The following is a 21,985-nucleotide window of genomic DNA, read 5'->3' on the forward strand; positions in this document are numbered from 1 at the left end:
AGTCCGATCAATTGTTTTGTGCATCTGCTCAGTGGGCTGATTGCCTACTGTCATCAGCCCAAGAAACCGTCCCTCGATTTGGCTGCGCTGGGAATTGAGCTGCCTGCTTAAACCGAACTGACGTTAAACGAAGGAGAGGATGCGTTCATGGCTCAATGAACCAGCATCCTCTCCTTTTTAATGGTTGCACTTCTTTAGGGTTGCACTTCGTTTGAACTGCGTTTGAAGGGCGGCGGTAGATGAAATCTTGAGGGGGATCTGAGTAACGTCGAAGCTGTGGCGTTAGGAGTTGGCAGGTGGTGCAGAACGCAATCGTTGAAATTGGCCTCAGCCGGGTTGGGGCGCTTCCTGCCCATGATTTCTGGCCCATTTGCTGAAAGCCCATTCATCCCTGCAACAGACCATTAACTCCTGCAACAAATCAATTGTGATTAGCGGATTTTGATCAGCCAATTTTGGTCAGCCTTTGATCAGCCAATGTTGCCATGAGTTGTGACTAGGATTCCAACAGGAACCACACAAACATCGCTTTAATGGCGATTGGGATGACCCAAGGCTTCATCAAAGCTTTCATCCACCATCATTGAGGACAGCAGAACGGGCGCAAACAAAACGGCAATTACGAGTAGCACAGACATTGATGAACCTCCCTTTTGGGTGAAGGGTAGAGGTAGGAGTTGCATCGCTCAATGGATGCAGGATAGATGCTTTCTGGGTGGATTGCTTTGTACTTTGATTGTGTCATGATCGCCCGATCAAGCCAGTGATGGTTCAGCCCGTGGCGCGTGACAGTACTCGGCGGCTTTGTCGATCGTTGTCGTCAGTCTGAGCGATCGCGATCGCACCCCCATGGTGTCCCAGTGTTCGTTTCCTAGGTTAAGCATCCCTAGGTTAGGCATTCATGGAATCAGCCACGGGATGAATGATCTAGATTTCCCAGATTCCAGCTTCCTAGATTCCAGCGCGATCCAGAGCAATCACCAGTTTTTTACAAGATTTCCTTGAGAAATTCTCTGGGAGTGATTTCAAGGCATTTCAGGCCAGTTCTGGGGCGATCGATCCGGCAACAACTGATTTCGCGTATGATTAGGGCCGCTCAATCCAAGACGAGTGGGCAAACCGATTGAACCCAAATTCGTCGCTACTGGACTTGGGTGCTGGATCTTGAGAAGTAGCAGTTGAGAGGGTAGCGGTGGCCTACAGGGCCTTGAAGCAATGGCTCGCTCGTTACTGGGAGAGCATTGCTAAAGCGATCAATCGTCCAAACGATCATGAAGGTCAACAGATCACCAAGAGCATTTCGACCATTGAACCCTAACCCAAAGATCGCTTTTGATCTCCCTTGGTCAGGACAAATTGCCCGTTAGCAAATTGCCAATTAAAGCACCAACTTTGCTGTTTGGCGAATTGGCTCATTTAATTGGTCGGCTATCGATGCTCCGATGCCCATTAGCCTACATCAGAATCGGCAAAATTTATCCCTTTCTTCATTTAGCGATTCACTGCTTCTAAATTCTATGCAAATTCGCCGCATTCAACCCAATCCAGCCGTTGCCGTTGATACCTTGCGCTATCAAGTGCGTGTGCCCGATAGCGAGCCTCGCCATATTTTGGAAAAAATCGTTTGGCACAAGGAAGCAGAGGTCGATCGGCTGCGGGAATCGTTACCCCTGGTTAAACTTCAGCAACGGGTGCGAGAAGCCCAGCCCCCTCAAGACTTTTTAGCCGCATTGCGCCAACCGCCGGCCCCTCAACCAGCGCTGATTGCGGAAGTGAAAAAAGCCTCCCCCAGCAAGGGCGTGATTCGTGCGGATTTTGACCCGGTGGCGATCGCCCAAACCTATGAGGCTAGCGGCGCGGCCTGTTTGTCGGTGCTGACAGATCAGGAGTTTTTTCAGGGCAGTTTCGATTATTTGGCGCAAATTCGGCAGGCGGTTAATTTGCCGCTGCTCTGTAAAGAATTTGTGCTTTATCCTTACCAAATTTATCTGGCTCGATCGCTCGGGGCCGATGCCATCTTGTTAATTGCAGCCATCTTGACTGATACGGATTTGCAATATTTCTTGAAGATTATTAATGCCTTGGGAATGACGGCATTGATTGAGGTGCATACCTTGGCCGAATTAGACCGGGTTTTAGCCCTGGATGGGGTGAAGTTGGTGGGGATCAATAATCGTGATTTGGCCACATTTCAAGTGACGCTGGAAACCACGATCGCCCTCTTGGAAACGCGGGGTGAGCAACTGCGATCGCGCGATATTTTGGTGGTCAGTGAATCGGGCTTGGGCAATCGTTCAGATCTCGATCGGGTGCTGAATGCCGGAGCCGGGGCCGTGTTGGTGGGGGAATCACTGATGCGTCAGCCGGATGTGGGCCAAGCGGTCAATGATTTGCTGCATGGCACGACCGATCGCGAATGAGCCTCTAGATCAACCCCAGCCCGTCAACCATCCTCTCGGTGGTGGATGGTTGAGCGGTCACTTGCGGCAATGGTGGAGCACCAATGGCTGAGGGAGAAAGGGTTTAGGGCCGATCGTCATTTCCATCACCGTCGGGGTTGGGTCTCCCAACCCTAACCCGGGCGATCACCACAACCCTGTCCATCCCTGGGAACACCCAAGGATCACGGGAACTAGGCGGGGAAACCCCGCCCCTACGACTGATTGGTTTAAAGAACGAGGTCATCAGGGTTTCAGGTGATTTGACGACAGGCTCTAAGTCCCTTGTTTGCGTTGATCACGGGGGTGTGCAGCGTAGCAATTCGGACTTTCCAGACATTCTTTCTTTCCAGACATTCTTTTAAAGATTGATTGATTAAAAAATTAGGTAGTACTGCAACTCAGTAATGAGGAACAGGCGGCAGTCTGTCTGGGCAGGCAATCTTGCACTGGAAATCATCATCTTGCAAACAGCGCCGAAGTTTGTTCTATGAATGCAAATATACGAACTAGTTCTAAAAATCTAAATCAGTCTTGCCTGTCAGTGCTACAAATCACTGCCTAAAGCCGCCATTCGTTCTGAAATCAGAGTAATGTTGCTGCCTAAAACTAATATTAGGTGTTATCTTGAGTCAGCCTACTTTTACAGAGTCGATCGCGGATTTATTTTGATAGGGTAAAGATCTCGGATTTTCCTGTGCGATTTTTTACACTTGAATATTTTCTTGTGTAATTTTTTACACTCAATCAATTTCTTTCACAAAATTTTTACAAATCTCCGATAGAGTTGGCAGTCAGCAATCAACCTCATGACACAAGGGAAATGGGAGCTACCATCTGCTTTGAAATGAAACAAATAAGTTACTCTAGCTGTTCATAACTTAGAGCAAATTTCACAGCCCGAGCGCATGACCTAATCACTTGCCACCGACTTCAGATCGTTATGATTTTGCACTCCCAACCAACCGACCGAAAGTTTGCAGCCACGCTGCCAAGCCTTAGTTCTTTCCTCAGCCTGAAGTTGTCTCGCAACCTGCTGATGCGGTTGATTGTGGGAGGCACGGCGCTGCTCGTAGGCGTGGGCGCATATATTAGCTATCAAACTGTGCGCCAAGCAACATTGGAAAACTTAAAGCAGGATGCACTATCCCGTGTGACCAACAAGTCCCAGGATATTGATAGTTGGTTGGCATTGTTGAAAACACGCGTGGAAATGTTATCCAACGTTGGAGTAGTGCGATCGATGAACTGGGCGATCGCTAGTCCTTATCTCAAAGCGGAAGATCAACGAATTGGAGATTTTTCGTTTTTTGGCTTCACCACAGCAGCAGGAATCCGCCAAAGCACTGTTGCCAAAACCAAGCCGGCCGATGTGCGCGATCGCCGGTGGTTTCAGAAGGCAATGACTGGGCAAATTTATGTCGATGATCCCATGATTGCTCGGATCACTCGTGTACCTGGCGTGGCCATTGCTGCACCTATTTTTAAAGATCAAAACTCAAAAGAGAAACCCGCTGGAGTCATCCATGGGGTGGTCACGATCGATCGGATCAAGCAAGTCACCAATCAGTTGAAATATGGCGATCGCAGCTATGCCTTTGTGCTCAATTCCAAGGGCGAGGCGATCGTGCATCCCAACTCAGCATTCATGTCCACCATAGACAAGCCCGCGCCAAGCTTGGTAGTTGCCCAAGACCCAGGGTTGGCCCACATTGCCCAACAGATGGTCAATCGGCAACAGGACATTCAATTGGTCAAAATTGACGGACTTGAAAGCTATGTGGGTTTTCGACCACTCACCGAAGCGCAATGGTCTGTGGCACTGGTGATTCCACGCCAGAATATTGAATCTCAGCTTCAGCTACTGGATGGCATTGCGATCGTTGTTTTGCTCCTCGTGGGCACGCTGATTGGCGTTTTGGTCTATGTTCAATCCACGGAGCAAGCACAGCTCAAGCAATCCAAAGCCGCAGCAGATTCCGCCAATCAGGCCAAGAGCGAATTTTTATCGAACATGAGCCATGAGTTACGCACGCCCCTGAATGGCATTTTGGGCTATGCCCAAATTCTCAGTCGCTCCAAAACTTGGGGCAAAAAAGAACAGGATGGCATCCAAATTATTCATCAGTGCGGAACCCACCTACTGACCTTAATTAATGACATTTTGGATCTTTCTAAGATTGAAGCTCGTAAATTTGACCTGGCAATTAATGAATTTCATTTGCCCTCGTTTCTGCAAGGCGTTGGCGAAATTTGTCGAATTCGCGCTGAACAAAAAGGCATTGCTTTTATCTATCGAGCTGATTCAGATCTACCGATTGGGATTCGCGCCGACGAGAAGCGACTACGCCAAGTCTTGATTAACCTTCTCGGCAATGCAATCAAGTTTACTGATAAAGGACAAGTGACATTTCGCGTTCAAGCCCAAAAACTCGATGATCCGTCCCTATACCGTCTGCGATTCCAGGTTGAGGATACGGGTGTGGGGATGACACCAAAACAATTAGAAAAGATCTTTTTGCCATTTGAGCAAGTGGGTAATAGCAAAAAGCAGTCAGAGGGGACTGGTTTAGGACTCGCTATCAGCCACAAAATTGTGTCCTTAATGGGTAGCCAAATTGAAGTGGAGAGCACACTGGGCCAAGGCAGTACCTTTTGGTTTGATGTGCAGCTACCGGAGGCCAAAGAATGGGCAACCGCCTCTCGAACAATTGACCAAGGAACGATTGTGGGTTATGAAGGCAAGCAACGCACCATCATTGTGGTAGATGATCGTTGGGAAAACCGCTCTGTGATTGTTAGCCTCCTAGAGCCACTTGGATTCAAGATGGTGGAAGCCCAAAATGGTCAAGATGGTTGGGAAACTGCACTGAATCATGCTCCTGACCTAATCATTACGGACTTGATGATGCATGTCATGGATGGCTATCAACTACTCAGACAAATTCGCGCCTCTGAAACTTTGCGCAATGTTGTGGCGATCGCGTCGTCAGCCAGTGTCTTTGAAAGCAATCAGCAAGAGGCGATCGATGCGGGCGCTAACTTGTTTTTGCCCAAGCCAGTCCAAGCTGAAGTGCTGCTTCAAATTTTGCAAGAGCAACTTAACTTAACTTGGATTTATGAGCAAGCCAGCGTCCCTGATCCTGCCTCAAAAACGGAACCTCTTCAGACCCAAGATGTGATTCCTCCCGCTTCAGAAATTGTGCAACAGTTGCACGATCTCCTGATGGACGGTGATACTCAAGAAATCTTATCCATGGTTGCTGAACTGGCAGCGTCCAACCCGAGCATGGCACCTTTTTCTGAGCAAGTCACTCAATTGGCGACTCGCTTTCAACTTAAACAACTACAAGCATTGCTTGAGCGCTACTTAGCTCAATAGCAAAAATGGTTATTGAGCTTGCTTCTCTCGGTTTAATGATCCTCAACACTTCAAGAAGATCTAGAAAATTTTGGGAAATGCTTGCATAGTCTCTCCCAATCACTGGATGATTAAATTAACTCCTGATGGCCTATGTCAGCATCTGCGTCGAATGAATTTATTTTAGTTGTGGATGATAATCCAACTAATTTGGCGGTTTTATCAGAAGCGCTGAATAGTGCCGGGTTGCGTTTTCGCGTGGCGATTGATGGTGAAAGTGCATTGGCGCAGGTCGATCGCAATCTTCCAGATCTCATTTTGCTAGATGTCCAAATGCCAGGTATTGACGGCTTTGAAACCTGCCGCCGCCTCAAGGCTAATCCACTCACAAGGTCGATTCCAGTTATTTTTACAACTGCTTTTTCAGACACGGAAAATAAAGCCAAAGGCTTTGCCCTAGGAGCAGTGGACTATATTCCCAAGCCATTTGATCAAACAGAAGTTTTAGCTCGACTACAGGTTCACCTCAAGCTCAAAAAACTAACGGAGTCTTTGGAACATCAAGTTCATGACCGCACAGCCGCTTTGCAAAAAATGCAAGTGCAGCTTGTTCAGCAGGAAAAGCTATCAAGTTTGGGAGAAATGATTGCGGGCATTGCACACGAAATCAATAATCCCATTAACTTCATTGCCAGCAATGTGGATCCGCTGCGAGAGCACATTAACAACATGGCGGAAATCCTGCGGCTCTATCAGCAAGAACATCCGCAGCCTTCCCCAGAATTAGCCGCCGTTTTGGAAGATTTGGAACCGGATTTTATTTTTGAAGATAGCCTCAAGATTATCAATTCCCTGACGCTGGGAGCCGATCGAATTCGCGGAATTTCCACATCGTTGCGCACTTTTTCACGTGCTGATACTGAAACTAAAATTCCAGCGAACTTGCATGAAGGCCTAGACAGCACCCTGATGATTCTGCAACATCGCTTGAAAAGCAGTGATCATCGTCCGGAGATTTCGATTCTCAAGTCCTATGGTGAATTGCCTCTACTGCCTTGCTATCCAGGACAAATCAATCAGGTATTCATGAATTTGCTCGCCAATGCGATCGATGCACTAGAGGAGAGCGCACTGAAAGGCAAACCCCCCGATTCTGGGCTGCAAATTCAAATTACAACTCAGACCACCAACGATCAGCAAATTGCGGTTTGCATTGCTGACAATGGAATCGGCATGAATGAGTTAGTCAAGCAACGGCTATTTGAGCCGCTGTTTACAACCAAGCCCGTTGGCAAGGGGACAGGACTCGGCCTAGCGATCGCCCATCAGATTGTGTCTGAAAAGCATAGCGGCACTTTGGAGGTGCAGTCAGAACTAGGGCGAGGCACTCAATTTCTGATTCGTTTACCGATTAATCCAAAATAAATTGATTCGGAATTGTCGCAATTTGCTGAAACTATCGGCTATTTCGATTATTGAAATTGTATGAATTACAATTTATGAATTGCGATCAAACAATAATTTATCCTGCGCGCGATCGCACAACCTTGTTAGCCCCAAGCATTGGTCAAGAGTTAGTCAAGAACTGATTAATATTTGCGCTATTCATTAGCTCTCGCTGGCAAATTTCATCAAGACTTGCATCGTGATCCCGTGACAGAAGCAGCGCGATCGCCCGAAATGACCTTGCTATAATCACCCAATTGCCCGGACTCTGGGCAACTTAGCAATCGTTAAAGGGCGATCGAATCATGGCAGATTGGCAAGTGATTTCCGGCGGCGTAACGGCTCCTAAGGGTTATAAAGCGGCGGGCATTACGGCGGGGCTGAAACCCTCAGGCGCGCCGGACTTGGCCCTGATTTATTCTGAAGTGGAGGCGATCGCCGCCGGGATTTTTACCACCAGCCAAGTGCGGGCCGCCTGCGTGGACTACTGCCGCGATCGCCTGCAAGCCAAACCCAGCGCCCGCGCCATTTTGGTGAATGCGGGGCAAGCCAACGCCGCTACGGGAGCAGCCGGGGCCGCCGACGCAGAAGAATGCGCCCAACTTCTGGCTAAAGAACTGGACATCGATCCCAACACCGTGTTGCTGGCTTCCACGGGCGTGATCGGTCAGCGGATCAAAATGGAACCGATGCGCGCCGGGATTCCGCAAGTGGTGGCGGCCCTGTCCGACGAGGGGGGAGCCAGCGCTGAAAAGTCGATTTTGACGACGGATTTGGTTACGAAGTCGATCGCCCTGGAAACCATGATTGGTGATCGCCCCGTGCGGATTGGTGGCATGGCTAAGGGATCGGGAATGATCCACCCGAACATGGCGACGATGCTGGCTTTTGTCACCTGTGATGCGGCCGTGTCGCCCCAGCTCTGGCAAGAAATGCTCTCGCGGGCGGGCGATCGCAGCTTCAACCAAATCACCGTCGATGGCGACACCAGCACCAACGATTCCCTGTTTGCCCTGGCCAACGGTCAATCGCGCACCCCAGCGATCACCCAGTGGGGCCCGGAAGCCGAAAAGCTGGAAGCTATGCTAACGGCGGTTTGTACCCACTTGGCCAAGGCGATCGCCCGCGATGGAGAAGGGGCGACCTGTTTGATTGAAGTGGCCGTCAGCGGTGCGCCCGACGAAGCCGCCGCCCGCGCCGTCGCCAAGACGATCGCCGGTTCCGCCCTCACCAAGTCCGCCATTTTCGGTCGCGATCCCAACTGGGGCCGGATTGCCGGGGCCGCCGGTCGCGCCGGGGTGAAGTTCGACCAAGGCAACCTGCGGATTCAGCTCGGTGACATTGTGTTGATGGAAAACGGGCAACCGTTGGCGTTCGATCGGATGGCAGCTCACAACTACCTGAAGGCCGCTGCTGAGGGTGAATATTTGAAAACCGATACGGTGGCGATCGGGGTCAGTATTGGCGACGGGCCCGGCTCCGCAAAGGCTTGGGGCTGCGATCTCAGCTACGACTACGTGAAGATCAACGCTGAATACACCACCTAATTCTGATGGTTGAATTGGTTGAATCTCGTTAGGCAAGGGGCTGAAGCCCCTTGTCTGGGGTGGTAATTGTTAGGGCATTTCGTCGAGTCCAGCGTAGAGATCCTCGATCGCGATCGTTAAACCAATACTGATTAATTCCATCCGATCGCCTGCTTGATAGGTTTGGCTTTCCCAACGATCGCCCGCCACCCGTCGCCGACATTCCACGGCGGCTTTTTCTTGGTCGATTAAGACATATTCTTCGAGGGTTTCGACCAATTGATAATCCTCAAACTTGGTGGTGTGATCGAATAATTCCGTAGAGGGTGATAGCACTTCCGCAATCAGTTTGGGATAACGCTTGACATAGCGATCGGTGCGATCGCGCGGGTCACAAGTCACAAACGCATCGGGATAGTAAAAGAAGCGATCGGCATAGCTGACTTTCACATCGCTGCCATAGAATCGGCAATCGGTTTGGCGTAAATGCCCATGAATTGCACTCAGCAAATTAATGCAGAGGGCGCTATGGTTGCCGCTGCCACCGGCCATGGCGTAGACCAATCCCCCGCGATATTCATGGCGCTGGTTACTGGATTCCTCAAACGCTAAATAATCAGCAGCGGTAAAGGAATTGGGAATGGCAATCATAGGGCAATTCTGTTTGTTGAAGAAAGATCGCTGTCATCTATGCCATGGTGTCTAAATTCTCATAGAGATCTTCGATCGCGATGGTCAAACCAATACTGATTAATTCCACCCGATCGCCCGCCTGATAAATCTGGCTTTCCCAGCGATCGCCCGCCACTCGCCGCTGACATTCCACAGCGACTTTTTCTTGGTCAATTAAGACATATTCTTCGAGGGTTTCGATCACTTGATAATCCTCAAACTTGGTGGTGCGATCGAATAATTCCGTAGAGGGCGATAGGACTTCCGCAATCAGTTTGGGATAGCGTTTGACATAGCGATCAGTGCGATCGCGCGGGTCACAAGTCACAAATGCACCGGGATAATAGAAGAAGCGATCGGCATAGTTAACCTTTACGTTGCCCGATCGCACCGCGCAGCCAGATCCCCGCAAGTGCCGTCGCATCAGTTCCAACAAGTTTAGGATTAGCTCATCGTGGCGATCGCTCCCGCCGGCCATGGCATAGACCAGCCCTTCGCGATACTCAAAGCGCTGGTGATTGTTTTGCTCAATCACCCAATAATCGGCAACGCTAACCCCACTGGGAACTGCAACCATCTTGCGACTGTCCTGGCGCTCTGAACTTTAGGATAGCAAATGGATAGGAGCCAGCGATCGCTCAGATTATTGATCTGTAAAGATTAAATGCTGTGCTGAATCCGGAAAATGGGAAATTGATTGACATTTAATGGATACAAAATTAACGATCGCCCTATTTGTCAAAGCGCCCGAATTAGGGCAAGTAAAATCGCGGCTTGCCAAGACAATTGGGGCGGATTTTGCGACGGAATTTTATCGATCAATGGGGCGGGACTGGTTCGATCGCCTCACCGCATTTGCCGATCGTCAGCAAGCCGATATCTGCGTGTTCTATGCACCGGATTTGGGGCGATCGACCGTGCGCGACTGGTTGGGCTGTGACGATCGGCAACTGGTGGCCCAGGGCGATGGGGATTTGGGCGATCGAATGGCGCGGGCGTTCACAACTTGTTTTGAGCAGGGGAGCGATCGGGTCTTGCTGGTGGGTAGCGACAGCCCCGATTTACCTGATGAAATATTGACCCAAGCGGCTGAAGCGTTGGTCGAAACCGGCGCGGTGATTTGCCCTACGGAAGATGGGGGTTATTGCTTGGTGGGGTTTCGGCGCGATCGCCTGTTACCCACCATTTTTCAAAACATGGTTTGGAGTACCGAAACGGTTTTTGCGGAGACGATCGCCCGGTTCCAATCAGCTAACCAACCGGTCGCAATTCTGCCCCATTGGTACGATATTGATCACGCAACCGATTTAGATCGATTTTGGCAATTGAATCAGCAAAATCTAGACCTGAAACGATCAATAGCAACGCTGGAAAAAATTCGACAGCCGATCGCCCTTTCCGTGATCATGCCCGTTCTGAATGAAGGGGAGCGGATTCAAAAAACACTCGATCACTTAGCAGAAATTGCCGGACAGATTCCCTACGAAGTGATTGTGGTGGATGGCGATCGGGCAGGGTCAACCTTGCAGTATTTGCCAAGCGATCGCCCGGTGCGGGGCATCACGGCGGCACGGGGTCGGGGGCTGCAAATGAACGCAGGCGCGGCGATAGCCCGAGGAGAAATTCTGCTATTTCTGCACGCCGATACGCAATTACCCGCAACGGCATTTCAAGCAATCATTCAATTATTTGATCCTGCCCCAAACCCTGGCAGCAAGGGGCTTAAGCCCCTTGTCCCTAACGATGGCGCGCGGGATCAACTGGTGGGTGGGGCGTTTGATTTGGCGATCGCCTCGTCCCGCTGGATCTTGCGAACGATCGCCCGGATCGCTTCGGTGCGATCGCGCCTCACCCGGCTGCCCTATGGGGATCAGGCGATTTTTATCCGGCGATCGGCCTTTGGGGCGCTGGGCGGCTACCCGGAAATTCCGATTATGGAAGACGTGGCCCTGATGCGATCGATTCGGCGGCGGGGGTGGCGGATTCGGATTTTGCCCGATCGAGTGCTCACCTCGGCCCGGCGTTGGGAGCGTGAGGGCGTTTGGCGCTGCACGCTCCGCAACTGGACGATTTTGCTCGCCTATTTTGCCGGGGTCAGTCCGTGGACGTTGCTGGCTTGGTATTCACCCGAAAGGTCAAAGGCTTCGTGAACCGCCTTCAGAGCTTCCACGCCTTGATCCTGTTCCACCACGCAACTGATCTTGATCGCCGAGGTGGTGATCATCAGCAGGTTGATCCCCTTGGCCGCCAAGGCGTTGAACATCTGGGCTGCCACGCCGGGCCGGTTGATCATCCCCGTCCCCACGGCGCTGACCTTGGCCACTTGGGCATTCACCACCACTTCGCCCCAGCCGAATTCCTGACCGGCGGCCAACAGCACGGCGCGGGCGGCTTCCGCATCGGTGGCGGCGGTGGTGAAGGCGATGTGGCGGGTGGGGGAGCCGTTGACCACGATCCGCCGCTGGGACTGGACGATCGTATCGACGCTGATGCTCTTTTCGGCTAGCAGCTCGAAGATTTTGGCGGCCATGCCGGGGCGATCGGGCACGTTGCGGACGGCGATTTGGCTTTGGTTGCGATCGAGCGCCACACCCCGCACGGGCGGCTCATCGGAGCTGGCGGGCTGCTCGATCGGCAGCACCTCTGGCAAGAGCTGGTCAGTATCTAGCTCAAAGGCATGGCGCAGGGCCGCCACCGCTCGCTGACAAAGGGTTTCGAGGTTGCGATCGGCTGCGTCGTCACCGGGAGCGATGATACAACCCACCTGCACTTCCGAGGTGGATATGGTTTCAATATTGATCCCCGCGTCGGCTAGGGTTTTGAACATTTGGGCCGCCACGCCGGGTCGGCCAATCATGCCCGCGCCGTAGATGCTGACTTCGGCCACATGGCGATCGACCACCAATTCCGCTTCGGCTCCCTCCGTTTCCATCGGGCGGGTCGGTTCCGTCCGCAGGGTCGGTGCGATCGCCCCGGCCATGGCTTCTGCGCGATCGGCTTCCTGCTCCGTCACCGTGAAAGCGATGTCGTTGGTGTTGCCCTCGTGGATCGACTGAATAATCAAGTCCACATCCACCGCTTGCTTGGCCAGCTCCCCGAACAGCTTGGCGGCGATCCCAGGGCGATCGGGCACGCGCAGCAAGCCGATTTGCGCCTGATTCGTGTTGTAGCGAATCGCATCCACCGGCCGGGCAATCTCCAGGTTTTCCAAGGGGCGATCGCCCACCGGCTGCGACACCACCCGCGTTCCGGGATCAGTCGTCCAGCTCGACTTCACAATCAGCGGCACACCATAATTACGGGCAATTTCCACCGCCCGAGGATGCAGCACCTTTGCCCCCAAGCTGGCCAGCTCCAACATTTCATCGCAGGAAATTTCCGCCATGATTTGCGCTTCCGGCACCAGGCGGGGATCAGTGGTCAGCACCCCCGGCACATCCGTGTAAATTTCGCAGGCATCGGCCCGCAAAGCCGCCGCCAGGGCCACCGCCGACGTGTCCGAGCCGCCGCGCCCCAGGGTGGTAATTTCCAAATCATCGGCATTTGAGATTCCCTGGAAGCCCGCCGCCACCACCACTTTGCCCTCATCGAGGTGGCGACGCAGCCGATCGGGATCAATGCTCAAAATCCGCGCCCGCGTGTGGGACGCTTCCGTGACGATCCCAATTTGCGCGCCGGTCAGGGAAATCGCCGGTTGCCCCGCCGCCTGTAGCGCCATGCTCAACAGGGCGATCGACACCTGCTCCCCGGTCGAGAGCAGCATATCCATTTCCCGGCGGCTGGGCTGATCGCTAATTTCCCGCGCCAGGGCCACCAGCCCATCGGTGGTTTTGCCCATAGCCGAAACCACCACCACCACGGAGTTTCCCGCTTTCACCGTGTCGATCACCCGAGCCGCCACGGACTGAATCCGCTCGATCGAGCCGACCGATGTGCCGCCATATTTCTGAACGATCGTTGCCATTGGTCTTTGCCCCCACAACCGCTAAAGGTGCAAAAAACTTTACCGGAAACCGTCGCCGGCCGCCGCTGCCCCGTCTGCGATCGGGGCTACGGTTTGCCTAGGTTTCCGATTCTTTTTGGGTTCTTGACCATCTCGATCGAGGTCGGGATCAGCTCAAAATGGGCCTTCCAAAACAGGTGATTCAACCGGGTAATGATACGTCTTCGTACAAATCGTTGATCATTCCTTGCCAATCGATGCTGTGGAAAAAGACGCGATCGCCCGGGCCATACCACTCCAAAACCCACCGATTATTGTCATCGCGGCAAAAGCATTCCACTCGGATTTTATCCTGACTAATTAGCACATATTCTTTCAGGCTTTCTAAAGCAGAATAGTTAAAGAATTTTTCACCGCGATCGCGCAGCTCTGTACTATCTTCAAGCACTTCAATAATTAATTTAGGAAAGCATTTGTAATAATCTGTATTTTGGTCACGTGGGTCGCAGGTGACGAGCAAATCGGGATAGTAAAAGCAATTGTGGCGATCGACTCGCACTTTCATATCACCGGTAAATAGCTGACACCCTTGCTGACGAACGGATTTTAAAAGCAGCGCCGTTAAGGTTGCCACGATCGTGCAATGGGCACTACTTGCACCCGCCATCGCTACAATTTCTCCATCAATATAGTCATGCTTTTGGGTGGATTTTGCCTCCTGTTGTAAATAGTCATCGGGGCTAAGGAAATATAAACCCTGTTGAGCAATCATGGACTTGTTAATTTCTCCTGATCAATTGCTTCCAGTGCGACATCGATCCTAACTTCAGTGTAGCAATGTGGTTGAGATGAGCTGCTAGAACCAGTCATAGGGCGTAACGGTGACTATCAACCTTTAGGATTCCGTCGGCCACAGGGATATCATTTACGGAAATCCAGACCTTTGAGACGATCGAGGGCATGGGAAAAGCCGACCGCGTTTTGAAACAAGTGCTTGAGGATCACGAGGTGAGCCAATACTCCCTTGCGATGCAGATGGAAATTGAACGCACCAATGTTTATCGCTGGTGCAAAGAAATTCGCGATCCAACTGCTGAAACACTTTTGGAAATTGTGAAGGCCTTGAAAACACTCAAGCCAGAAGCGGCGCGGGACTTTGTGCAGCGCTACCTTGGCGAAGTGGTGGAATAGTCGATCGTCCTTGCCAGCTCCCCGCTGGACTTGCCAACCCTCATTGATATCACGGTCACATCATTCAGCATTTCGTAGGGTGTGTAGGGCAACGCTTGCTTATGCCCAAGATCTCGTTTTTGCCCTACGCACCGCTGCAACCGGAATTGATCGACGGTGCGTGGGAGAAGTACGATTACGATATTTACCGGATTAGCTTCTTTAACAGGATTGGGGGCATGGGAAGAGCAGGAAAAGCCCTCAAATCCGTATTAGACCAGCACAACATCAGCCAGAACCGGCTGGCGGTGTTGTTGCAAGTTAATCGGTCAGTGGTTTTTAAGTGGTTTCACGAGCAGCGCGACCCTACGGCTGAGACCGTTGTGGAGATCGTCACAGCCTTGAAAGGATTGAACCCCGAAGCTGCCCGCGACTTTGTTCAGTGCTACTTAGGCGAGCTTTTGGAATAGTCGATCGCCCTTGCCAGCTCCCGGCTAGACTTGCCAGCCCTCATCGATATCACGGTCACATCATTCGGTATTTCGTAGGGTGTGTAGGGCAATGCTTGCTTATTCCCAAAATCTCGTTTTTGCCCTACGCACCGCTGCAACCGGGATTGATCAACGGTGCGTGGGAGAAAATGCCAGAGCGATCGTTTTCCCGCGAGCGTTCTCCCACACACCCTACATACTGGTATAGATAAATTTAATTTTCATTGTCTTCATCACAGCACAAAAATTCTTCTACTCTATCCAAAAAGCTATTTACATAAGAATATTGCGACTTTTCAGAATAAATTACAATCGCAAAGACGCATTTCCCTGCTGCATTGAAGGTAAAGACGTATGTTTTCTTTCCACTTTGAGTCAGTTTAGTAGCCCTTGAGCCAATAACGCCTCCAGAGATTAGAGGCCCTACTACTGGAATGAAGAAAGCAAGACCACCTAGTACTGCATCTGAGCCAATTCCTGACCAATCAACATCTGAAACATCTTCTTCGTATAGCTTGAGTTCTCCACTCCCATCTTCGAAAATAATCCAAGTTGATGCTTTGTGACGCAGGTTAGTTTGAATATCTTGAAAGCTGATATCGATACTTTCATAGAAAATCCTGTCTTCTTTCTCTGATTTTAAGAACTTGATGGTTTCATCGATTAGTTGCATTTTATATTTCTCCTAAGATTTTATTGTCAGTTTTCTAGAGAAAAAATTACAGGCAAAAGCATGAGATAGTCACGCTTGCTCCTAGTCGCAGGGCAGCACCTATTCTTCAAGGAAAATTTTACCTAACTTAATCTTATCATATTTATACGATAAGTTTTAGGTATTTATATTATTTCCAAATTTAGCCAGCGTGAAAAACTTTTCTAGCAGATATGGCTCGTATAAGCAAAACTCACATCGCGAGCGCTGTGGCAGCATCACAGTGAGTATGATCACCTTTGGCTACCCCAATCGATATGATGAATCGAGGTTAGGCGCTTCGACTGAGGCAAAGCATGGATCGGCGTTGGTGGTTTTGGATTGATCGCAGCGTGAGGAACCGTTGAATGGACTCAACCCTGAGCCTTAGTTACGATCGCACGGGTGACAGCCTCCTGATTGCCATTTGTCCGCCCTATCCCGAACAAGAAACCGAAGAACTCGGTGATGGGTTGCTCGCACGATTCAACCCCGACACCAACGACATTGAAGCGATCGAAATCTTCTTCTTTTCCCAACGCCTCCAAACCGATCGCCCCCTGCAACTTCCCCTTTGGGCCGATTTGCGCCTCGCGATCGCCCCATAGCGCGACGGACTAACCGATCCGCTCCTATGATGAATCGAGATTAGGCGCTTCGGGTGGGGCAGAGCATGGATCAGCGTTGGTGGTTTTGGGTTGATCGCGGGGGCACGTTTACCGACATTGTGGCGCGGCGGCCCGATGGGTGGCTGGTGGTGCATAAGCTGCTGTCGGAAAACCCCGATCGCTATGCTGATGCGCCCGTCCAGGGGATTCGCGACCTGATGGGATTGGCCGCCGACGAGCCGATCGACCTGGCGCAGATTGGGGCGATCGAGATGGGAACCACCGTCGCCACCAACGCCCTGCTGGAACGCAAAGGCGATCGCACCGTGCTGGTGATTACCGAAGGGTTTGGCGATGCCCTGAAGATTGGCTACCAAAACCGACCGGATATTTTTGCGCTGGAGATTCGCAAACCCGCGCCACTCTATGAACGGGCGATCGAGTTGCGGGAACGGTTGAGCGCCCAGGGTGAGGTGGTGCGGCCCTTCGACGCGGCCGCCCAGGCGGACTTATTGGCGCAACTGAAAGCGGCGCGGGCCGAGGGTTGCACCAGTTGCGCGATCGCCCTGATCCATGGCTACCGTTACCCCCAGCATGAGCACATCGCGGCAGCCTTGGCGGAGGCGGCGGGCTTTGAGCAAATTTCCGTTTCCCATCACGTGAGTCCGCTGATCAAGCTGGTTAGCCGCGCCGAAACCACCGTGGTCGATGCTTACCTGTCGCCCGTGTTGCGGCGTTATGTGAACCAGGTGCGATCGACCCTGGCGGGGCCAGACCGTGAGGCCTTGGCGGGCAAGCTGTTTTTTATGCAGTCCAACGGCGGGCTGACCGATGCTGATCGGTTCCGGGGCAAGGATGCGGTGCTATCGGGGCCGGCGGGCGGCATTGTCGGGGCGGTGCAAACCTGTGTGGCGGCGGGCTTTGGGCAAATCGTCACCTTTGATATGGGCGGCACCTCCACCGATGTGGCCCACTATGCGGGCGAGTATGAGCGGCAGTTTGAGACGGAGGTGGCGGGGGTGCGGCTGCGGGCCCCGATGATGGCGATCCATACGGTGGCGGCGGGCGGCGGCTCGATTTTGCACTTCGATGGCCAGCGCTACCGGGTGGGGCCGGACTCGGCGGGGGCGAATCCCGGCCCGGCGGCCTACGGGCGCGGCGGCCCCCTGACCGTCACCGATTGCAATGTGCAGCTTGGCAAGTTGCACCCGGACTTTTTCCCGGCGGTGTTTGGCCCCGAGGGCGATCGCCCCTTGGACAAGGCGATCGTGGCGGAACGGTTCGCGGCCCTCACGGCGACCATCGCCCAGGCCACCGGCGATGGTCGCAGCCCGGAAGCGGTGGCGGCCGGGTTCCTGGCGATCGCGATCGAGAAAATGGCGGCGGCGATCAAGCAAATTTCCGTCCAGCGCGGCTACGACTTGGCGCACTACACCCTCTGTTGCTTCGGCGGGGCGGGCGGGCAGCACGCTTGTCTGTTGGCGGAAGCACTGGGGATGACGCGGATTTTCATCCATCCCTACGCTGGGGTGCTGTCGGCCTATGGAATTGGGCTGGCGGATGTGCGGCAAATTGGTGAACGGGCGATCGAGCAGGTTTTGGAACCGGGGGCGATCACCGCGCTGGAGCCGAGCTTTGGCGACTTACAACGGTCACTGGAGCCGCAATTGCCGGGATTCCAGGAAGCGATCCGCACGGCGCGGCTGCGCTACGGCGGCACGGATTCGCCCTTGGTGGTGAGCTGGCCGGCGGCCACGGAACCCGACCCGGCGGGCTGGTTGCGCGATCGCTTCGAGGCGATCCACCGCCAGCGCTACGGGTTCGTCCTGCCCGATAAGCCGGTGGTGATTGAGGCGATCGCCCTGGAGTTGGTGCGCCATAAAGATCTACCGCCGGAACCGTTGCTGGTGGCCAGTCGATCGACCCCGCCGGAACCGATCACGACGATTCGGATCTATACGGCCGATCGCTGGTGGGATGCGCCGGTCTTTGGGCGATCGGATTTGCAACCGGGCGATCGAATCGTCGGGCCAGCGGTGATTGTGGAACCGACGGGTACAAATGTGATTGAACCGGGCTGGGCGGCCACCTTGGGCGATCGGGGTGGCCTAGTACTGGAAACCCTCGCCCCGGAGACGCTTGCGGGTGCGGAGGATGATCTTGCCCTCACCCCAACCCCTCTCCCAGGTGGGGAGAGGGGCGAAAGTCCAATCAATACGGCAAATTTGACAGCACAGGAAACGGCTGAAGCGGTTCCGGCTCCCCTTCTCCCGACTTGGGAGAAGGGGCTGGGGGATGAGGGCCCCGACCCAGTGCGCTTGGAAATTTTCAACAACCGGTTCAGCGCGATCGCCGAGCAGATGGGCGCAACCCTGCAAAACACCAGCTATTCCGTGAATATCAAGGAGCGGCTGGACTTCTCCTGCGCCCTGTTCGATCGCGCCGGGCAACTGATCGCTAACGCCCCTCACATTCCCGTCCACCTCGGCTCCATGGGCGAAACGGTCACAGCCCTGATGGCGGCGCGGGAGCTGCGGCCCGGCGATGTATTTGCCAGCAACAACCCCTACAACGGCGGCACGCACCTGCCCGATATCACGGTGATTACGCCGGTTTGGTTGCGATCGCCCGCCGGAGTTCTGAGCGATCGCCCGGATTTCTTCGTCGCCTCCCGCGGCCACCATGCGGACTTGGGCGGCCTGACCCCGGGATCGATGCCACCCCACAGCCACTCGATCGCCGAAGAGGGCATCCTGTTTGACTTCCTGCCGATCGTCCGCGCCGGGGAATTCCTAGAGGCTGACGTGCTCGCGCAACTGGCTGACAATCCCTACCCCGCTCGCAACCCGGTGCAAAACCTGGCGGACTTGCAGGCGCAAATTGCCGCCAATGAGCGCGGTTGCCAGGAATTGCAGCGCCTAGCGGATACTTACGGAGCCGCCACGATCCAAGCCTACGCCGGGTTTGTGCAAGACAACGCCGCCGCTTCGGTGGAACGGGCGATCGCCCAATTGCGGGACGGGCAAGCGACGATCGCCCTCGACTGTGGGGCGCAGATTACGGTGCAAGTGCGGATCGATCGGGCGCGGCGGCGGGCGGCGATCGACTTCAGCGGCACATCGCCCCAACAGCCGAACAACTTCAACACCCCGATCGCAATCACCAAAGCCGCCGTCCTCTACGTGTTCCGCACCCTCGTGGCCGACGAAATTCCCCTGAATGCCGGGTGTTTGCGCCCGATCGATTTGACCGTGCCACCCGCCAGCCTGCTCGATCCCCGATCGCCCGCCGCCGTCGTGGCCGGCAACGTGGAAACCTCCCAAGCCGTGGTCGATGCGCTCTACCAAGCCCTCGGGGTGCTGGCCAACGCTCAGGGCACGATGAACAACTTCACCTTTGGGAGCGATCGCCACCAATATTACGAAACGATCTGCGGCGGCGCGGGGGCGGGCGCAACCTTCCCCGGAGCCGACGCGGTGCAAACGCACATGACCAACTCTCGGCTCACGGATCCCGAGGTGTTGGAGTGGCGCTATCCCGTGCGGCTGGAGTCCTTCCAAATTCGCCCCGACAGCGGCGGCGCGGGCCAACAGCGCGGCGGCAACGGCGTGATCCGCAAACTCCGCTTTTTGGAACCGATGACGGCGGCGATCGTCTCGGGGCGGCGATCGACCCAACCGGCGGGCCTGGCGGGCGGCGCACCGGGCCAACCGGGCCGCGCCTGGGTAGAACGGCTGAACGGGGCGATCGACTCTCTCGGGGCTACCGATCAGGTGCAGGTACAGGCAGGTGAGGCGATCGCGATCGAAACCCCCGGCGGCGGCGGCTATGGCCTGGTAATTAGTTAGTTATACTTAGGAGTGAAAAGAAGATCCGAATTGTAAAGACAAAGTAGCTAATGAGTTCTCACGATGTTTCCAGCAAGTCAAACTGAATTGGAATTTGATAACTTTTTCTATTCATTGGGTTATTCCAGAGTCTCAGAAGATGCTGGAAATTCTCCAATGTTTAAAAATGCGGATTATGTCGATAAAAACAATAAGATTATTGTGGAATTGAAAATTTTAGAAAAAGAACATTTCTCAAATGGCGGAGTTATTGATTCACTATCAACTCTCATTGTTCAACCAGATATAATTGACGAAAATGGATTTGGAACGTATAGTTTTTCGATTCCTGAACAAAACCGCAAAAACCGTCATGATTCCTTTGAAGAACCTCTGAGGCAAGTCCTAAAGAAAGCAAACAGGCAGTTGCGAGAAACAAAATCTTTCTACTCAGACAATGGTGTTTACTCAGGATATGTAATTATTGCACAAACAGGATTAGAGTCTCTTCCTGTAGAAATAACAGCACAGTTGACATCTCATATTCTAAACCATGACTTCAGTGAAATTGATGGAGTTGTTATTTGTAGCCCTCATCAAACACTAATGAATCCTATTACACGGAAAGTTAATGGGGAATGCATATCAATTACAAAAGATTGGGACTTTCTGCTGAGCCAGCAATGTAAGTCGATTGCTGATCAATGGTGTCATTTTCTTGAAAATGGAGGTCACAGCAGACTCCCATGATCTTTCTGCTGGTTGTAAAATCGAACTTTTAATTTATGCTTTTGTCTTGTAAAACTGAATCAGGTGATCGCATAGCCGCTAAATTGGCGGCGAAAGGGGGATTGGAAACCCAACACAATATCCGCAGCGGGCACGCCATGCTCCATCAGCCGTTTACCGATCGCCATTTCAGTGCCGTTATGTTGCACCCAGATTTTTCCATCTTTAATGTCTAGGTGCAAAATCAAATTAAAAATTCGCTGATCCCCTTCCCAGCCGATATAAGTTAACTGGTAGTGATGCCGTTCCGGGTCACAGATAATTACTGTCTCTACGTCATCCGACTGACAGTAGGGATGGGCCTCTTCCATCAGTAAATCTTGAATTACTTGATGGTATCTCTGTAGCTTATCCATTGCTCAATCACCTCTTGCAGCGGGCAATAAACAATCAAGTTGACTTCATATCGTCTCAAGGACTTCTGAATAAAAGAGACTTGAAAAAAATCTTGATAGCTATCTTTTGGAACTGCTAAATAGAGAACACGATCTGGTTCTTTGTCTTCTAGGGCTTGCAAGTAGTTCAAATATTGACCTAATGCAGCATGAAAGTCACTGATTTCTGAGTCTGAAATAAAGCTTTTAATCTCTACTGCGATTTTTTCGTGATTGCGCTGAGCTGCAATTGTTGTCTCAGCCCCTAGATCGATTTTGAGCTTAATCGTTTCGCTAATCTGAATTGTAAATGGATCGTGTGTAATCGCAGAAGTGTTGAATCTAAACACAAAACTTCATATTCTAGGCAACAAGAGTTTCTGGCAGTAAATCATAGCTCCAATGACTGATTGAGCCATAGCGACCGAGTACAACTTGCAAATATCGCAATTTATCTAGTAGCGTCTGACTATAGAATTGCGGCAATTCTATTAACTGCAAGATGGCATAAGCAATTAAGACCATGTAGATCTGTATTGCTACGCCATTTTGATTTTTCGTAATGAGCTGATCTAATTTTAAATGCATCTTTAAGAACTTCCATAGCAACTCAATCTGCCAGCGCTTTCGATACAGTTCTCCAATCTCT

18 protein-coding genes are annotated in these 21,985 nt (G+C 52.5%); 10 read left to right on the top strand and 8 right to left on the bottom strand.

The annotated features are described in order from the left end of the window. Positions 1–1,517 precede the first annotated feature (1,517 nt). From trpC to argJ, 4 genes are all read left to right on the top strand, one after another. Complete coding sequence (gene trpC, locus H6F46_RS18520) at positions 1,518–2,420, top strand: indole-3-glycerol phosphate synthase TrpC (protein ID WP_099531984.1); 903 nt, start codon at positions 1,518–1,520, stop codon at positions 2,418–2,420. Positions 2,421–3,459: 1,039 nt separating this feature from the next. Beyond that, the gene (locus H6F46_RS18525; RefSeq protein ID WP_242028032.1) at positions 3,460–5,820 is read left to right on the top strand and encodes a hybrid sensor histidine kinase/response regulator; all 2,361 of its coding nucleotides are present in this window, start codon (positions 3,460–3,462) and stop codon (positions 5,818–5,820) included. A gap of 132 nt (positions 5,821–5,952) precedes the next feature. After that, on the top strand, positions 5,953–7,224 hold the full coding sequence (locus H6F46_RS18530) for a sensor histidine kinase (protein ID WP_190356220.1): 1,272 nt from the start codon (positions 5,953–5,955) through the stop codon (positions 7,222–7,224). A gap of 326 nt (positions 7,225–7,550) precedes the next feature. Continuing rightward, on the top strand, positions 7,551–8,792 hold the full coding sequence (argJ, locus tag H6F46_RS18535; RefSeq protein ID WP_190356221.1) for a bifunctional ornithine acetyltransferase/N-acetylglutamate synthase: 1,242 nt from the start codon (positions 7,551–7,553) through the stop codon (positions 8,790–8,792). A 69-nt stretch (positions 8,793–8,861) separates the two neighbouring features. Here argJ and H6F46_RS18540 read toward each other — a convergent pair whose 3' ends face one another. Both H6F46_RS18540 and H6F46_RS18545 read right to left on the bottom strand, forming a co-directional pair. Then, complete coding sequence (locus H6F46_RS18540) at positions 8,862–9,422, bottom strand: Uma2 family endonuclease (RefSeq protein WP_190356222.1); 561 nt, start codon at positions 9,420–9,422, stop codon at positions 8,862–8,864. 37 nt (positions 9,423–9,459) lie between these two features. Further along, positions 9,460–10,020, bottom strand: a complete 561-nt coding sequence (locus H6F46_RS18545; protein ID WP_190356223.1) for a Uma2 family endonuclease — start codon at positions 10,018–10,020, stop codon at positions 9,460–9,462. Positions 10,021–10,150: 130 nt separating this feature from the next. On the opposite strand from H6F46_RS18545, the gene H6F46_RS18550 reads away from it, so the two are divergent. Next, positions 10,151–11,593 (top strand): TIGR04283 family arsenosugar biosynthesis glycosyltransferase, encoded by a 1,443-nt coding sequence (locus tag H6F46_RS18550; RefSeq protein ID WP_190356224.1) that lies wholly within the window; start codon positions 10,151–10,153, stop codon positions 11,591–11,593. Here H6F46_RS18550 and H6F46_RS18555 read toward each other — a convergent pair. Both H6F46_RS18555 and H6F46_RS18560 read right to left on the bottom strand, forming a co-directional pair. Beyond that, complete coding sequence (locus H6F46_RS18555; protein WP_190356225.1) at positions 11,524–13,407, bottom strand: aspartate kinase; 1,884 nt, start codon at positions 13,405–13,407, stop codon at positions 11,524–11,526. The genes H6F46_RS18550 and H6F46_RS18555 overlap by 70 nt on opposite strands. Before the next feature lie 181 nt (positions 13,408–13,588). Then, the gene (locus H6F46_RS18560) at positions 13,589–14,158 is read right to left on the bottom strand and encodes a Uma2 family endonuclease (protein ID WP_190356226.1); all 570 of its coding nucleotides are present in this window, start codon (positions 14,156–14,158) and stop codon (positions 13,589–13,591) included. Between the two features lie 188 nt (positions 14,159–14,346). On the opposite strand from H6F46_RS18560, the gene H6F46_RS18565 reads away from it, so the two are divergent. Further along, positions 14,347–14,577 (top strand): helix-turn-helix transcriptional regulator, encoded by a 231-nt coding sequence (locus tag H6F46_RS18565; protein WP_190356227.1) that lies wholly within the window; start codon positions 14,347–14,349, stop codon positions 14,575–14,577. 101 nt (positions 14,578–14,678) lie between these two features. Beyond that, a complete protein-coding gene (locus H6F46_RS18570) occupies positions 14,679–15,026 on the top strand; it encodes a helix-turn-helix transcriptional regulator (protein ID WP_347278360.1) in 348 nt (115 codons plus the stop codon). A gap of 235 nt (positions 15,027–15,261) precedes the next feature. Here H6F46_RS18570 and H6F46_RS18575 read toward each other — a convergent pair whose 3' ends face one another. Continuing rightward, entirely contained in the window at positions 15,262–15,720 is a 459-nt protein-coding gene (locus tag H6F46_RS18575; protein WP_190356228.1) for a hypothetical protein, read from the bottom strand. 386 nt (positions 15,721–16,106) lie between these two features. On the opposite strand from H6F46_RS18575, the gene H6F46_RS18580 reads away from it, so the two are divergent. The 3 genes from H6F46_RS18580 to H6F46_RS18590 all read left to right on the top strand — a co-directional run bounded on the left by H6F46_RS18580 (position 16,107) and on the right by H6F46_RS18590 (position 20,923). Continuing rightward, entirely contained in the window at positions 16,107–16,346 is a 240-nt protein-coding gene (locus H6F46_RS18580; protein ID WP_190356229.1) for a DUF2283 domain-containing protein, read from the top strand. A 65-nt stretch (positions 16,347–16,411) separates the two neighbouring features. Next, the gene (locus tag H6F46_RS18585; RefSeq protein ID WP_190356230.1) at positions 16,412–20,194 is read left to right on the top strand and encodes a hydantoinase B/oxoprolinase family protein; all 3,783 of its coding nucleotides are present in this window, start codon (positions 16,412–16,414) and stop codon (positions 20,192–20,194) included. 63 nt (positions 20,195–20,257) lie between these two features. Further along, the gene (locus H6F46_RS18590; protein WP_190356231.1) at positions 20,258–20,923 is read left to right on the top strand and encodes a hypothetical protein; all 666 of its coding nucleotides are present in this window, start codon (positions 20,258–20,260) and stop codon (positions 20,921–20,923) included. Between the two features lie 59 nt (positions 20,924–20,982). Here the strand turns inward: H6F46_RS18590 and H6F46_RS18595 are convergent, their stop codons facing one another. The 3 genes from H6F46_RS18595 to H6F46_RS18605 form a co-directional block, all read right to left on the bottom strand. Further along, positions 20,983–21,318, bottom strand: a complete 336-nt coding sequence (locus tag H6F46_RS18595; protein ID WP_190356232.1) for a XisI protein — start codon at positions 21,316–21,318, stop codon at positions 20,983–20,985. Then, a complete protein-coding gene (locus H6F46_RS18600; protein WP_190356233.1) occupies positions 21,288–21,686 on the bottom strand; it encodes an element excision factor XisH family protein in 399 nt (132 codons plus the stop codon). The genes H6F46_RS18595 and H6F46_RS18600 overlap by 31 nt, the downstream gene beginning before the upstream one ends. A 13-nt stretch (positions 21,687–21,699) precedes the next feature. Next, positions 21,700–21,985 (bottom strand): transposase (locus H6F46_RS18605; RefSeq protein WP_242027764.1); only part of this gene is annotated, 286 nt, incomplete at its 5' end.

Source organism: Limnothrix sp. FACHB-1083 (genome assembly GCF_014696485.1).
Classification (GTDB): domain Bacteria; phylum Cyanobacteriota; class Cyanobacteriia; order CACIAM-69d; family CACIAM-69d; genus CACIAM-69d.